This window comes from Hydrogenovibrio thermophilus, assembly GCF_004028275.1.
GTDB lineage: Bacteria > Pseudomonadota > Gammaproteobacteria > Thiomicrospirales > Thiomicrospiraceae > Hydrogenovibrio > Hydrogenovibrio thermophilus.
In genome coordinates this window covers 1039199-1054882 of record NZ_CP035033.1, presented here as the reverse complement: position 1 = coordinate 1054882, position 15684 = coordinate 1039199, and the positions used below count along the sequence as shown (strand labels likewise).

At 51.0% G+C, this 15684-nt stretch carries 11 protein-coding genes; 5 read left to right on the top strand and 6 right to left on the bottom strand.

Annotated elements, in window-relative coordinates:
- Positions 1-80 precede the first annotated feature (80 nt).
- Positions 81-1109 carry a heat-inducible transcriptional repressor HrcA gene (gene hrcA / locus EPV75_RS04870; RefSeq protein ID WP_128385630.1) on the bottom strand — a complete coding sequence of 343 codons (1029 nt, stop codon included), beginning with the start codon at positions 1107-1109 and terminating at the stop codon, positions 81-83.
- A gap of 187 nt (positions 1110-1296) precedes the next feature.
- Here hrcA and EPV75_RS04865 point away from each other — a divergent pair, with 187 nt between their 5' ends.
- Positions 1297-2172: an NAD(+) kinase gene (locus EPV75_RS04865; protein WP_128384651.1), complete on the top strand. Its 876-nt coding sequence runs from the start codon at positions 1297-1299 to the stop codon at positions 2170-2172.
- Positions 2173-2209: 37 nt separating this feature from the next.
- Entirely contained in the window at positions 2210-3892 is a 1683-nt protein-coding gene (gene recN, locus EPV75_RS04860; RefSeq protein ID WP_128384650.1) for a DNA repair protein RecN, read from the top strand.
- 72 nt (positions 3893-3964) lie between these two features.
- Here recN and EPV75_RS04855 read toward each other — a convergent pair whose 3' ends face one another.
- The 5 genes from EPV75_RS04855 to EPV75_RS04835 form a co-directional block, all read right to left on the bottom strand.
- A complete protein-coding gene (locus EPV75_RS04855; protein WP_128384649.1) occupies positions 3965-5722 on the bottom strand; it encodes a hypothetical protein in 1758 nt (585 codons plus the stop codon).
- Positions 5723-5815: 93 nt separating this feature from the next.
- Entirely contained in the window at positions 5816-7693 is a 1878-nt protein-coding gene (locus EPV75_RS04850) for a PhoX family protein (RefSeq protein ID WP_128384648.1), read from the bottom strand.
- A 155-nt stretch (positions 7694-7848) separates the two neighbouring features.
- Positions 7849-8853: a GGDEF domain-containing protein gene (locus EPV75_RS04845; RefSeq protein WP_128384647.1), complete on the bottom strand. Its 1005-nt coding sequence runs from the start codon at positions 8851-8853 to the stop codon at positions 7849-7851.
- The gene (locus EPV75_RS04840) at positions 8850-10037 is read right to left on the bottom strand and encodes an EAL and HDOD domain-containing protein (protein WP_127119928.1); all 1188 of its coding nucleotides are present in this window, start codon (positions 10035-10037) and stop codon (positions 8850-8852) included. Before EPV75_RS04840 ends, EPV75_RS04845 begins: the two co-directional genes overlap by 4 nt.
- A gap of 188 nt (positions 10038-10225) precedes the next feature.
- Positions 10226-11578, bottom strand: a complete 1353-nt coding sequence (locus tag EPV75_RS04835; RefSeq protein ID WP_128384646.1) for a Y-family DNA polymerase — start codon at positions 11576-11578, stop codon at positions 10226-10228.
- Between the two features lie 114 nt (positions 11579-11692).
- On the opposite strand from EPV75_RS04835, the gene EPV75_RS04830 reads away from it, so the two are divergent.
- The 3 genes from EPV75_RS04830 to EPV75_RS04820 all read left to right on the top strand — a co-directional run bounded on the left by EPV75_RS04830 (position 11693) and on the right by EPV75_RS04820 (position 15681).
- Complete coding sequence (locus EPV75_RS04830) at positions 11693-12319, top strand: LexA family protein (RefSeq protein ID WP_128384645.1); 627 nt, start codon at positions 11693-11695, stop codon at positions 12317-12319.
- Positions 12320-12538: 219 nt separating this feature from the next.
- The gene (locus tag EPV75_RS04825; RefSeq protein ID WP_225972400.1) at positions 12539-13366 is read left to right on the top strand and encodes a phosphate/phosphite/phosphonate ABC transporter substrate-binding protein; all 828 of its coding nucleotides are present in this window, start codon (positions 12539-12541) and stop codon (positions 13364-13366) included.
- Positions 13363-15681, top strand: coding sequence for an ATP-binding protein (locus tag EPV75_RS04820; protein ID WP_128384643.1), 2319 nt, complete (start codon positions 13363-13365; stop codon positions 15679-15681). Before EPV75_RS04825 ends, EPV75_RS04820 begins: the two co-directional genes overlap by 4 nt.
- The last annotated feature ends 3 nt before the right edge of the window (positions 15682-15684 follow it).

Genomic DNA, 15684 nt, shown 5'->3' with positions numbered 1-15684 from the left:
CGAAGACGATTCAGGACGGTGTCGTTCCGCGCAATCCCGAAAACGACCAGGCCTGGTCGTTTTGGATGATTCCGTGTTGATCACTTATTGAGTAGGGAGCTGAGAATCCGTGCGGTCATATCGACACGCGGCACGATTTTATCGTACGGCATTCGACTCGGCCCGACCACACCCAGCACGCCCATCACTTCGCCGTCACGCTCGTAAGGCGTAGTGATGACGCTGCAGTTCTGATAACTTTCATTGCCGCATTCCTGGCCGATAAAAACTTGAACGCCCTTGGCCTGCATGCTTTTATTGAGCAGATTGAGCATATCGGAATGCTCTTCGAAGGATTGAAACAAGGCGCGCAGCTTTTCGGCATCGGCCAGTTCGTCGTAATTCAACAAATTGGTCTGACCGGAAATAAAATACGGCATGCCCTGCTTCATTTTGTCGTCAATGACTTCATCAGTGGCTTCGACAATCGACACCATCAGCTGGTCCATGGTTTTGCGCAACTCGTCCATGCGCTGCACCAGCAGTTGTTTGACTTCATACAGGTGACGGCCGGCGAAATGCGCGTTCAGGTAGTTGCCCGCCTGTTCCAAATGCGAGGCCGACACCGGCTCGTCAAATTCGATGACCCGGTTTTGAACATCCAAGTCGTTCAGCACCAGCACCACCAAAGCGCGCTTGTCGTTCAAACGCACAAAGTCGATATGGCGCAAGACTTCCTGTTCTTGGTTCGGCAGCATCACCAAACTCGCCATGCCCGTCAAGCCGGACAAAATCTGCGAGGCGGAACCCAGCAACTCCTCCTGAGTTTGCGCTTTATCGAAGCCTTGTTCGATTTGCTTCATCGACGAGGCATTCAACGGCTGCACCGTCAGGATCGAATCCACAAACACCCTAAAGCCGTGCTCGGTGGGTACGCGTCCCGCGGAGGTGTGCGGCGAATGAATCAGCCCCATCCTTTCCAGGTCTGCCATGACATTACGAATGGTGGCGGAACTGACCGAAACGTCCGGCATTTTCGCCAGCACGGATGACCCGACGGGCCGTCCCTCATTCAGGTATAATACCATTAAGTGTTTGAAAAGCAGTTGTGATCGTTCATTCAAGTTCATACAGCGCAGCGACACTCGTCATTCTTTAACGGATGTTAGGCAAAAATAGTACTTGCTTAACGTAAAATGATGCTTAATATTCTAGCTCATAAATTGGACTCAAAAGCATTATGGGTATAAAACGGAAATTTTCAAGAGGCGGATGACGACCAACGACTGTCAACCCGCTCGACGAAGGATATAACGCATGTTCAGTAAAATCGGAATTTTCGCCAAATACAACGGCATTCAGTCCTGGGAAGTGATTGATAAGCTGATTCTGTACTTTCAGGAAAAAGACAAGCGCGTGTTGCTGGATCAACGCTCCTGCTCGGATTTTCCCATTGACCGTTACGGCATTGAACGCCAGGAACGTTCCGAACTGCTGGAAACCATCGATTTCGCGATTGTCGTCGGCGGCGATGGCACCTTTCTCGACGTGGCGCGTTCCATCGTCAATTACAACATTCCGATTCTCGGCATCAACCTCGGGCGTTTGGGCTTTTTAACCGACGTGTCACCCGACACCATGCTTGACACCCTGGACGAAGTGCTGGCCGATGATTACCAATGCGAAGAACGCACACTGTTAAAAGTTGTCATCAAAAAAGACGGCGAAACCCTGTTTGAAGAAGTGGCCTTTAACGATGTGGTGCTGCACAAAAACGATTCGCCGCGCATGATCGAATTCGAAACCTTCGTCGACAACCGTTTTCTGAACAGCCAACGCTCGGATGGCCTGATCGTCTCCACGCCAACCGGCTCCACCGCCTATTCACTATCCGCCGGCGGCCCGATTGTCGACGCCGGCTTGAATGTGATTTCACTGGTCTCCATCAACCCGCACACCATGAGTAACCGCCCGGTGGTGGTGTCCGGCGACAGCGAAGTTCTGATTCGACCGCACGCCAACTGCTGCAGCGTGGCGTCCATCATTTGCGACGGCCAGCGTTCCTTTCAATTTATGGCACACTACGAAACCATCGTGACGCGTCACCCCAATTTCATTAAAATGGTCCACCCGAAAAACCATGATCATTACGAACTGCTAAGAGCCAAACTCAACTGGGGACAAAAGCTGTAAATGCGCCGTCACAGGCACCGAGCAACTTAGGAGCGACATGCTACAAGAACTGACCATTCAAAACCTGGCCTTGATTGAAAAACTGCACCTGAATTTCGAATCCGGTTTCACCACCTTGACGGGTGAAACCGGCGCCGGTAAATCGATTTTGCTGGATGCCCTCGGGCTGGCGTTGGGCGAACGCGCCGACAGCGCGCTGGTTCGCCATGGCACACCCAAAGCGGACATCACCGCCGATTTTGACATTACCCATTTACCGGACGTCCAAAACTGGTTAACCGAAAACGAACTGGATGAAGACAACAGCTGTCTGCTACGCCGTACGCTCTCATCCGAAGGGCGCTCCAAAGCTTACATCAACGGACTGCCCGCTTCCGTTAGCCAACTGAAAAGCCTGAGTGCCCTGCTGATTGACATTCACGGTCAACACGAACACCAGACCCTGATGCACACCAGCAAGCAACTGGCGCTTCTGGACGCTTACGCCAAGCACGACGACCAGCTGGCGGAAACGGCCGAATCCTACCAGGCCTGGCAAATATTGAACCGACGCTACGAAGAACTGCACGCCTCGCAAGCGGACCGCCAGAGCAAACTGGAATTATTGGAATTTCAATTGTCGGAATTCGATAAGGTGCAGCCGCAAGCCGATGAATTCGAAACCTTATCGGATGAACAAAACACCTTGTCGCATGCCAGCGAAATCAAACAATCGGTGTACAACGCCTATGAAGCGATTGAAGGCGACGACGGTTTGACCCATAAACTGTCGCAAGCCATTTCCGAGTTGGAAAACGTCAGCGAGTTTTCACCGCAACTGGCCGAAGCGCTGGCGCAACTCAACTCCATTCAAATCGACTGTCAGGCCGTGGCCGACGACATTCAAGCGCAAAACCATCACGTCGAACTGGACCCGGAACGCTTGCAAGCAGTCGATGAACGCCTGTCCGAACTGTTTGGGCTGGCGAAAAAATACCAACTCGACCCGGAGCAACTGATCACCAAACATCAGGAAATTCGTGATGCGCTGGCCGAACTGAGCGACTCCGGCGCCTCGCTCGACACCTTGAAACAGGAAATCGACCAGGCCTGGTCGGCATTCACCCAACAGGCCTCAAAGCTGCATACATCACGCACCCAGGCCGCCAAACGCCTGAGCGAGAATGTCACCGCGTCCATGCACACATTGGGCATGGAAAACGGCTTGTTCCAAATCGATGTCAACACCACCGACAAAGCCAGCAAACTCGGATTGGATCAGGTGCACTTCCAGGTCACCGCCAATAAAGGTCAGCCACTGCAACCCTTGGCAAAAGTCGCTTCCGGCGGAGAGCTTTCCCGCATTAGCTTGGCGATTCAAGTGGCCAGCGCCGAAGTCGCCAGTTTGCCGTCGATGATTTTCGATGAGGTCGATGTCGGCATCGGCGGCGGCATCGCCGAGGTGGTCGGTCAAAAAATGCAACAACTGGGGCGTCATCGTCAGGTTTTTTCCATCACTCACTTGGCACAAGTGGCGGCATACGGCGACCAGCAACTCATTATCCGCAAACATACCGAAAACGACCAAACTAAAACCCAAGTCACCCAACTGGATGACGACGCGCGGATTGAGGAATTGGCGCGGATGCTCGGCGGCATGAAAATCACCGAGCAAACGCTGAAACACGCGGAAGAAATGCTCAGTTTAGCTCAACAAACGGCGCAGCAAACCCGCGCCTGAACAATTGGGCTTTCCATAAAAAAACCGGGCATGGCCCGGTTTTTTTATGGTGTTGATTGAATCAGTTTGGTTTTACGGAATCAATACCGCTTCCTTCACACCGGTCGGTTCATCCGCAGGCGGTTCCAGCCAGACAGTGTCTTTCAAGGATTTGATGTGTGGCGTGCGACCATAAATATAGCTTTGCTCATCCACAATCACCTTATAGGCCTTGTTCAAAGCCTTTGCCCGTTCCGGAGACGGTAACAACAGATAACCGATGTCGCCATGCAGTCGCTCCAACGCCTCGGGCTTCACCTCGCCCTTTTCATCGAAGAATTTGGCGATGACTTCCGGGTTATTGCGGAACTCGTTTCCGGAACCGTTTTCCAGCAAATACTGGGTATATTCATAGGTGCCGTCCGACCATTTCGGTTCCGGAATGCCCGACAGACCTTTTTGCGTCCAATGGTACCAACCGCCTTGAAAGGCATCGGCGTCCAGTTTACGCGGAAAGGCAAAACTGGTGTCGGTGGTCTGACTGATCCCGGCATGACAGCCGATACAGTTCAACGACTCTTCATAACTCTGTGGTCGCAAGTCGCCGTTCTGGTCCTCGATGAACCCTTGATATGTCCAGCCGACACCGCTAAGCATGCCGCCTTCCGGCGAGCCTTGAACATATCGCAACCGGTCCGGAAAATCATGCGCCTCTTTCAGCTCTTCCATCGCGACGTTCCGCAATTGCGTATAGGTGTTCCAGTTGGTTTTAATACCGTAACGCAATTCCTTGAAACGCGGCGACATTCGAATATCACCGTTTTCATCGAAATCGATGTAGCGAACGCTGTGAATGAACTCAGTGCCTTCCGGATACAAACCACCAGCCAAGTGCACCTTCTTCTGCGCCAATTGTTGTTTGGCTTGACCGACATAAGACATGTACCGCCCTTCCAAAGGCGCCCAGTCGTAAACCACTTCAGTGGCCTGCCCCAGTTCACCGTCCTTGTTCAAATCCACCTGATATAGGGTTTCGTCGGTCGGTGGAATCGAAACATTGCGGCGTTTAATCAAGGCCTCGACAATCGCCAAATTCAAACGATACACATCTCGGTCCCAAGCGCCGTTTTCGTCTTTTCGGAAAGCCGGTGCCAGACGCATAATCACATCATCGGTACTGCCGTTGGTGGGCCAGAAAGTCCCGAGAAACGGGGTGTAACCGAATGAACGCCAGCCCGAATCCTCTCCGCTCGGCGTTCGATCAAATCCCTCGGAGTCGAAGTTGAAATAACAATCCGGACGATAGCCGTTCCATTCACCGTCACCGTTAAAATCCCAATTTTTAGGAACGTCTTTCAGGGTTTCGGCCAGAATGATTCGCCCGTCTTCATCAAAGTAATTCGATTGACGAACGTATTCCATAATGGTGTCATCGGAAATATTTGCCACCGCTTCGGTTCGATCCTTGAACAAGTTAATCCAAGGGTTTTTTCGAGACGTATCACGAAATTCATAGGCCATCTGAAAGCTGGTGTCGTCGATATAGGTCGGTGCTTTTGGCGTGGAATGACACGTAAAGCATGGGTTATGCACCTTGCCGTTTTGCCCTTCCGTACGGGTGTAACACTGGGACGGGATGTAGCTACTGGCTCGGTGATGCACTTTCGTGTTCAACAGCCAATCGTCATCAAACATGGCGGTCACCTGCTGGACGGTTTGTGGGCCGTCCAGCGTGATGATTTCAACGTCTTGAGTTTTGGAACCACTGGTTCCAGAGCAGGCCGTCAGACCAGCGACCGATACACCCAAAGAGGCCCAAAGCCCCACTTTAAAAAAATAAGAAACAATCATAATTTTGACTCTTTACACTGAAACACAAAAGCCCCGCCGGAAGGGCGAGGCTTGTTGAGATTGGCCGAGGATCGGCCAAGTGAGATAATCGGATTATTTGACGTCCGAGAAATCGAACGGCCCGATGTAACCGGCTTCCGACTTGGTTTCAACACCGGCTGGTCGCGTATAAGAACCGCTGACTTCACCGAATGGGTGCTGCGTCGTCACCGTCAGGTAACCGAAACCGTTGATGTCTTTATGCCAGAAAGGCGATGTGGTTTCAGAACCGTAAGGACCGGTGAAGATACGCTCCATGGAACCGTCTTTGATGTTATACGCCCAAACCATATCGTTCGGGTGCGCGCTGGTGTCTTCCCCAATCACCAGAATATCGGAACCTTGCAAGAAGGTAACGTTATCCGGGCTAGCGATTCCGTCCACATCACAGGTGTTTCCTTCCAAAGCCGTTCCGGAGTAATCCACTGGTGTACCACTCACCAAGCCTTTCATGCTGTAGGCCACATAATCGGAACCAATGGTTGAGTTAGTGGCGACATCCAGTGCATAAACCGCACCACAAGGGTTATATTCAACGCGAATGTCGTTGTTTCCACCCAAGTCATACGTGGTATTAGTGACGCCTTTCTTCTCGTTGCTTTCCATACCGTAAGCGACTTCGGACATGGCGATATACAACTTGTTGTCACGCTGATTGAAGGTAATACCCTCTTCTTTACGGAACTCGGTGGTCGCACCTTTATAAGCCGCCATACGGCGTGTTTCCAAACGTGCGGCAATGGCTTCATCCGCGGCATCCACAGCCGTATCGCCATTGACGTCCTGCAATTGCAAACATTCGTTGCCAGCTTCGGTATTGACGTTGACAAATCCAGAAGTTGCGCAGGAACCATCTGCTTGTGGCGCTTCGGTGGCGAAAATATCTGAGAAAGCCGGCTTGGCTGCAACGATTGTTTTGATATCCGCATCCGTCGCGTGGCCCATATCAATCCACTTGATAACAGCCTGCCCCATGCTCGAACCGTCGCTCGAGGTTTGTACCCATTTAGCGGCATACAAAGTACCGGCACTTAAATCTTCCGCCGTATCGGCCACAAACATGAACAGCCCGACATTGGTACCGTCATCCGACAAATAAACCGTTTTCTTATCCGGCATCACGTAAGCCAGCTCGTGCGCAAAGCGCCCCATGCTGTAATGTTTGGTATAGTTAGGCGTACCATCAGTACCAATCGTCACTTCCGGCGTCCAACCATAATAATAAGGGTTATTCATGGCGGCATTCCCGCCCCAGAACTTATCCGTCACTTCTGAATAGTAGCTGTTTGCCGTATAAGGGTAAGAAGCGGCAGGGTTTGCATCCGCCGGATACTCTTCCGACCCTAGATGTGAATTCCATGGCGTGGTCATACCGGCACAGTGTACCCAGCCACCGAAGTCGTCTTTCTGACTGATGAATTGCAAGCTATCGGCTTTAACCGTCAATTTCCCGTCGGATGCCTGCTCCAATTCATTCATATACATCGCACCCGGTCCACATTCGAACTGGGAAACCATGTAAACTTTACCGTTTTTCTGCAAGAACGAGAAATGATCCAGCCCGGAACCTTTCCCAGTATCCGTACCGTTACACAAATAAGCGGAACCGTCCAATTCTTGAATCACGTTATCCTGGTAATCTTTGACCACCCCGTAAGTCTCACCATTGTTGACGTCGCCCGTTTTAATCAAAGTTTGATAGCTGACCGTTTGCTCTTCGCCAGCCACATTGACACTGCCGGTTGCACGGATAGAATTTTGTTCGTCTTCGGTCACCGCCGGGGCGATGGAAGCAAACTTAACAGCGGAAGCATTGGCATCCGTGCCGGCTGTTCCGTCAGTACCATCGGAACCGTCACCACCACATCCGGTCAGGACAGCCGAGGAAGCGATTACCGTTGCAATCGCCAGGGTCAAAGTCTTAAATTTCATGTTTATTGCTCCTAAGCATAAATTGTTATTGAACCACCAAGTAGGTGGCTCAAATTTTAGAGAGCAAATATGACTAGGCCATTTCTGGAAAATGACATCTTTCGGAAATAAATATGACAGATAACCCTATAAATAATACAGATATAAGGAAATGCTTAGACGCGTGTGATTTTGTAATCGTTTTTGGTGTGATTTTTCATTTCAATCAGGTTTTCATCGGCCACTTTCAATAAAGCGCGGTAATCCGACGATGTCAAGGCGCCGCCCATGCTGACGCTCAAATCAAAACTGGTCAAACGTTCATCCTGAACGATCGATTGTTGAATACGCTTGGCGACCGCCTCCAGCTCATCTTGACGAATAGGATGCAACAGGACTACGAATTCGTCGCCGCCCCAGCGCGCGACCGCATCGGACGGCCGCACACTTTCCGATAAATGACTGGCGATTGTCTTCAACACTTCATCGCCTGCATGATGGCCGAAAGCATCGTTGATTTGTTTGAAATTATCCAAATCCACCATCAAAAGGCCGATGGATGTGCCCACAGACTCTCGTGTATAAATCATGGCCAATTCTTCATCAATCAAACGCCGGTTACCCACCCGGGTTAAAGGGTCGAGACAGCTTTCGCGCTGTTTATCCTTCACCTGACGTGACAACTCTTTTCGATGGCGTTCCAACGTAAACTCATGCACTCCGGTAATCAACACCAGGCCCAGCGCGGCAAAATAGAAACGGCTCGACAAAGCGGTATCCGTCCAGCCGAACGCATCCAGCTGCCAAACCATCCCCAGAAGCAAGACCGCAAATAAAACGCCGAGTGTTGCCCCCATCACCTGGATGGTCGCCACCAGCAATGGAAAAACCCAGAAATACCCCGAATGCCCATGCCCGCCATGCACCACGAGAAACCCGATAAACAAGGCATTGGTGACCAGCATCATACCCTTTCCGATCCAGGTCAATCCGTTTTGGAAGATATGAAATCCGAACAATAAAATCATAGCCGCAAAAGACGACAACCACAGAGCCAGTACCCATTCTTGACCGACGGCAGCCATCACTGCAAAAACCACGACGAGAATAAAATAGGTCGGAATAATGAAGGTGATCCGAGAATCGGCTTTCTGTAACAAGGGCTTCAATCGTGCTTTCATAGCAAGGCTTCGGCGTTATGGCTTTCTTTTAAGGCACGAACATAGAGGTGGCGATACACTTGATCGAGGGATTCGGAACGCGACTGCTCAAACGACTTCACCATCTGCAACATACGTCCGTGCTCACCCTCCTCCCGGAGAATGCCATTGACGATTTTCCGGTTCAAAGATAAAGCCTCCAACAATTCCAGCAACGGTTTTTTCAAAATCACATCCAATAATGAGAACATCCCGGCCAGGTAATAGGAATCCGGATTTTCCAGTTTTTCGTGCTCGGCACACAAGCGCATGAAAATCGCTCGGGTACGGGCGATATTGAAGACTTCAGGCACCACATCGTCCAGCAAATTCATCGAAATCATGCTTGCCCAGGATTGTACACGGCGCAATCCGAAAAGCGTCATCACCTGCCGAAGCGTTTCAAACTCCGGCATACCCACCGTACGATTCTGCGCCGCCAGTTTAATCAACTTGTGCATCAAACCGACATCTTGCGACACCACCTCTTCCAAGTCCTCTAAGCTGATATTTTCCTGCGCCAACTTGCGCAACAGCATCAACAAATGCAGTTTCGACACCGACAGTTTCGCGCTGGTGACAATTTCCGGCTTGGCAAAATAATACCCCTGAAAATAATCACAACCCGCATCGCGGCACACTTCATAAATCGCTTGGGTTTCGACCCGCTCGGCCAGGATTTTGGTATTGGCGACCTTGCGAATGCGTTCTATCAACAGAGGAATCTTTTCCGGCTTGACGCCTTCGATGTCGATTTTAATGATATCGGCCAAACGAATGAATGGAATGAACTCCTTTTTGAACACAAAGTCGTCCAGTGCGATTTGAAAGCCTTTCTGCCGTAATTTTTTGATACCGGCCAAAGTGGTTTCATTGACGGGAACCGTCTCCAGAACTTCACAGACAATGCGATGCGATGAAAAACACGGATCAATTCGAGGGTCGAAAAACGCTTCCGGGAAATTGATGAAGGCCTTGGCGCCACCGACCAGTTCGTCCAGGGTAAACCCCATCATCGAATTATGCACCACCGTCGCAGTGGCATCGTCATCGGATTCAAAATGCGCTTCGTTCGGGTGATAACCGTCACGGAACAACAACTCGTACCCATAGACTTGTTTACGCCGATCAAAAATCGGTTGTCGGCCAATAAAAAGTTCTTCCATTTGTTTGTCCAACTTGGCCGTTTATTCTTATGCTCTGTGACGACCCCAACAGAATATCAATCATTTAACTCACTATCATAATGAAAACGCCACGACTTTGCCCAGTCTCTTGCCTGAAAAAGCCATTAATTTTTTTAACCGCACGATGATATTTTCTGATGTTTTTCCGTCCACCGAACCGAAACACGCTAAGAAACCACCCGCAACTCGTCCCAACGCGTCGTATAACGTCCCGACATCAAGTTACGGCGCATTCGCCAGGCCTGGTGATTTTTCATCCCTTCGGAAGCCAATTGAATCGTGCCTTTTCCCATTGTCTGGTTCAAACCGTCCACCACCGACATCAAACGATCCGAACGCGCATTGGCGGAATATTTCGGATCCGGTGCAAAACAGTCCATTTGCACAGCGCCTTTGCCTGTGACACCCGATAACACCACACTGGCTTTCTGATAAAACACTCCCGAACGCCAAATACTCTGCAAAGCCCGTTTGGCCTGTTTTACCAGTAACACCGTATTATCAGACGGGTAAATCAACGGCACCGTTTGCGAGGCTTGGTAAGGTTCTCCTCGTTTGGTATAAGGGCTCGAACGAATGCTGACCGTGACAAATTGGCAAACCTTACCTTGCTGGCGCAACTTTTCCCCGGCTCGGGAAACGTACGCCGACACCGCTTGTGCCATCGGTTCCCACTCCGTCACCGAACGACCAAAAGACCGCGACGAAATAATCTGCCGCTCCGAGCTTTCATGACTGTTCACGCCCAAACACGACTCCCCGCGTAACTCACGGACAATGCGCTCCACCGTCACCGAGTAACAACGACGAATCCATTTCAAATCACAGCTTTTCAAATCGTACGCCGTTAAGATGCCCTGATCGACCAACTTCGCCGACAAGCGTTTTCCCACGCCCCAGACCTTATCCACCGTCACTTGTTTCAACAACAAATCCACGCTCAGGGGCGTCAAGGCGGTCAAATCCAACACCCCTTGGTAAGCCTCATGTTTTTTCGCCAAGTGATTCGCCAGCTTGGCTTGAGTTCGGGAATGACCGAGGCCAACCGCCACCGGCAGTCCCAGACACTGCAACACCTTCCGTTTGATTTCCTGCCCGTAATCGGTCAGGTTCCAATGCGCCACATCCGATAAATCCAAAAAGCTTTCGTCAATGGAATAAATTTCCTGGCGACGGGAAAACTCACCGAGAAGTGCATGCATCCGGCTGCTCATATCGGCATACAATTCATAGTTCGAACTGAACACCACCGCCTGAATCCGGTCCAGATAGGGTTTGACCTTAAAATACGGCTGATACATCAAGCTGTCCGGGCGCGCCGCCCGATAACCGCCCGGCCCGAAATCTCCCCGCTGTTGTTTCAACAGTTCGTCCACTGCCTTGGCACGTGCATTCGCCGCCACGATACACCCATCATTGTTCGACAACACCACCACCGGACGATGCCGCAAAGCCGGTTCGAACGCCACCTGACAAGATGCATAAAAACTGTTGCCATCCACCAATGCAAATACGGCCATACCGCGCTTTTCTCCTGACATAAACCCCAAAGATTGCAAAAATCACTTTTCCAATCGCTTTTTCTATCTTATAATTTCTGTAACAAAAATCAAAACAATAAAAGCCAAAATGATATGAAACACTCTGAGTCCAAAAAACAAAGCGGCGGCGCCCGCAAAGGGGCCGGCCGCAAAAAAGGGTCCGGTAAGTTCGGTGAAGACACCAAAGTCATTCGCGTGCCGGAATCAAAGGTTTCCGTCGTCAAAAGCTGGCTATCCAACCAAGCTGAACAAGAGTTGCAACAGCGCCAGCTACAAACCGCACAAGCCATGGCGGGCGACAAACTGACGATTCATGTGCCGGAAATCGGCGACGAGGTTCCGCTCCCCTTGCATAGCCATAAAGTCGTGGCCGGCTTTCCCAGCCCGGCCGACGACTATATCGAAAACCGACTCGACCTCAATAGCAAGCTGATTCAAAACAAAAGCAGTACCTTTCTGCTCACGGTTCAGGGCGACTCCATGAAAAAAATCGGCATACAGGACGGCGACATTCTGGTGGTGGATCGCAGCCTGGAACCCAAAGACGGTAAAGTCGTCATCGCCGCACTGGACGGCGAGCTGACCGTCAAACGGCTTTCCATCAAATCCACCGGCACCTGGCTGGTGCCGGAAAACGACCATTACCCGCCTATTCCAGTCCGCGAAGAATCGGATATATTCATTTGGGGCGTCGTCACCGCCACCATCAAACAATTCTAAGAATCTCCAAAACGGCCAGGCCTGGTCGTTTTTATGACAGATATTGCATGCATTCGCTTGAGTCGTGCTCGGCTCAATGCTATATTGCAATCATCAATACAAATCTTGAGGGATTATTGAGTCGCCATGCATTGCTGTAAAAAGATTTTTTTGGTCTTCTTGTCCTTCATATTTATCTCTTTAAACGGATGCAGCGATTCATCGAACGCAACGCCGAAGTTGCAATATGCCGACACGCCCCCGATTCTGGAAAATGTCTATATTTTCGGCGTTCATCCGCTCCACAACCCCAAACGCCTGTTCGAAATCTATCAACCGATGGTCGATTACATCAATGCGCGTCTCGAAGGCGGCCAATTACGTTTGGAGGCCTCCCGAAATTACCGCGCCTATAACGAGAAACTGTTTCACGGCCATTTCGATTTCGCACTCCCAAACCCTTACCAAACCGTCGCATCCTTAAAGCATGGCTACAGCGTGTTCGGAAAGATGGCGGACGATGCGAATTTCCGCGGCATCATTCTGGTCCGAAAAGACAGTTCGATTCGAAAGGTCAGCGATCTGAAAGGCAAATCGGTAAGTTATCCAGCCCCTACCGCTCTGGCCGCGACCATCATGCCTCAGTGGTATTTGCATGAACACGGCTTGAACATCAATCAGGACATCACCAATCATTATGTCGGTTCGCAGGAGTCGTCCATCATGAACGTCTATCTCGGCAAAACCGACGCCGCCTCCACCTGGCCACCGCCATGGCAAGCCTTTATCAAGGAACGGCCGGAAGTGGCTGAAAAGGTCATGGTCAAATGGGAAACGCCGCACTTGGTCAACAACGGTTTGGTGGTGAAAGAAAACGTCCCCGAGAAAATCCTTCAACAGGTCGGCGACATCATCTTTCATTTGCAAGACACGCCGGAAGGCCAAACCATCCTGTCGTCCATGGAGCTGAGTCATTACGAACCGGCCACCAATACGACTTACCAACCGGTCGAAACCTTTTTGGCCGAATTTGAAAAAGACGTCCGCCCTATCAGGTTGCAACCATGAATACCCTTATCCAGAAGCTTTGGAATCAAAGCATCCGTAACCAACTAATCTTAGGCACCGCCGGCATACTTACCTTGCTGATCAGCGTCTTTTCCTATTTCACCATCCATAACCACAGCGATTTCCTGCACAAAGAAGCCATGGCCGAAACCCAGGACCGTAGCCTCATGCTCGCGGTTAATAGCCAGGTCTGGGTCATGGCCAACGACTACGTCGGCCTGGAAGAAGTCATTTCCAATTTCGAAATCTACAAAGACCTTATCTACGCCGCCGTTATCAATATGGATGGAAAAGTCATTGCCCACACCGATAAAGAACGTATCGGACAATACGTCTCCGACAAAGCCCGTGTCAATTATCTCAAGCACCTGCTGGCCCAAAAACACCAGCTGTCAGACCGCGCCACCATCATCAGCCAAAATGAACATCATATCGACCTGGCCCGGCCGATTCGTCACAACAACCACTACATCGGCTGGGTGGAACTGCGCACCGACCAAACCCAGCGCCAGGAAAGTATTTCAGCCACCATTCGTAACAGCTTGCTCTTCACGTTTGGCGCCCTACTGATTGGCCTATTGGTCTCCTTCTTGACCGCCAAAAGCCTGACCGACCCGCTTTACCGCCTGATCGACACCATGAAACGCATCCGAAAAGGCGATAAAGACGCTATGGCCGACGAAAACGGTGTCGCAGAAGTCGGTCAACTGTCACACGAATTCAACCTCATGCTGGGCACCTTGAAACAAAACGAAGAAGAACTGCAACGCACGCAGAAAAACCTACGCCAAGATATCCGACAACGCGTCAAGGTCGAAAAAGAAATCCGAGACCTGAATGACAATCTGGAAACCATCGTTCAAGACCGTACCAAAGCGTTGGAAGAAGAAAAAGAGAAAGCCGAGGCCTCCAACCGTGCCAAAAGCGCATTCCTCGCCAATATGAGTCACGAACTGCGCACCCCCTTGAACGCCATACTCGGTTTCTCGACCTTGATGACCCAAAGCTCCGACATTCCGGAAACCGAAAAGGATAACCTGAAAATCATCAACCATTCCGGTGAGCACCTGTTGCAACTGGTCAATGATGTCCTGGACATGTCGAAAATCGAAGCCGGCCATGTCCGCCTGGACGCCGAAGATTTCGACTTGGGCGAGTTGATTCGAAACATCACCGACATGATGCGCATCCGTGCCTCCGAAAAAGGTTTGCAACTGCTGGTCGATCAAACCTCGAAATTCCCTCGCATCATCCACGGCGATGCCCCGAAACTGCGCCAAATCCTCATCAATTTGCTGAGCAACGCCATCAAATTCACCAACCAGGGCGGCATCACCCTCCGACTCGACACGCTGGAAGACGACGACTGCAATCTCGTGCTCAAGTTTGAAGTCGAAGACAGTGGCACCGGCATTGAACAAAAAGACATCGAACGCATCTTCATGCCGTTTGAACAGCTCGCCAACGCCACCTCGCAAAAAGGTACCGGGCTTGGTTTGGCGATTACGCGCCAGTTCGTCAATATGATGGGCGGCGACATCCACGTACAGTCCAAACCCGATGAAGGTTCCATCTTCTCGTTCAGCATTCAGGTCAAACACGCCACCACCGACCTGGACCTCATCACGAATGGCGGCTCGGACGGAAAGGCCGTGATCAGCCTGGCCGACGGCGAACCCGAGTGGCGTATTCTGGTGGTGGAAGACCAACTGGAAAACCAATTGCTGATTCAAAAAATCCTCAAACAAATCGGCTTCCAGGTCAAAATTGCCGAAAACGGCGCCAAAGGGATTGAACTTTTTCAAACCTGGCAGCCCCACTTTATCTGGATGGATCGCCGCATGCCGGTCATGGACGGCCTCACCGCCACTCGTAAAATCCGCCACCTGCCCGGCGGGGACCAAGTCAAAATCGTTGCCTTGACCGCATCGGTTTTCAAGGACCAGCGTGACGAAGTCATGGAAGCCGGTTCGGATGACTTTGTGCGTAAACCTTACCGCCCGGAAGAACTCTATGATTGCATGGCACGTCACCTCCCCTTGCATTACCGCTACGCCGAAGACGGTGAATTGGAAGACGAAGGTTCCAAGCTGTTGAATCTGTCGACACAAGATATGGCCCAACTGTCGGAAACGCTACGGGACAGTCTCTATGGCGCGGCCGTTATCGGCGACGCTCAAAGCATTACCGAGATTATCCAGACCTTACCGGAAGCCCAAATCGCTCTAGCAAGCGGCTTACGCAAACTGGTCGATGCCTACCGCTTCGACTTGATTATGGAATTGACGAAAACCGAGACCAAAACGGATACGTAATTT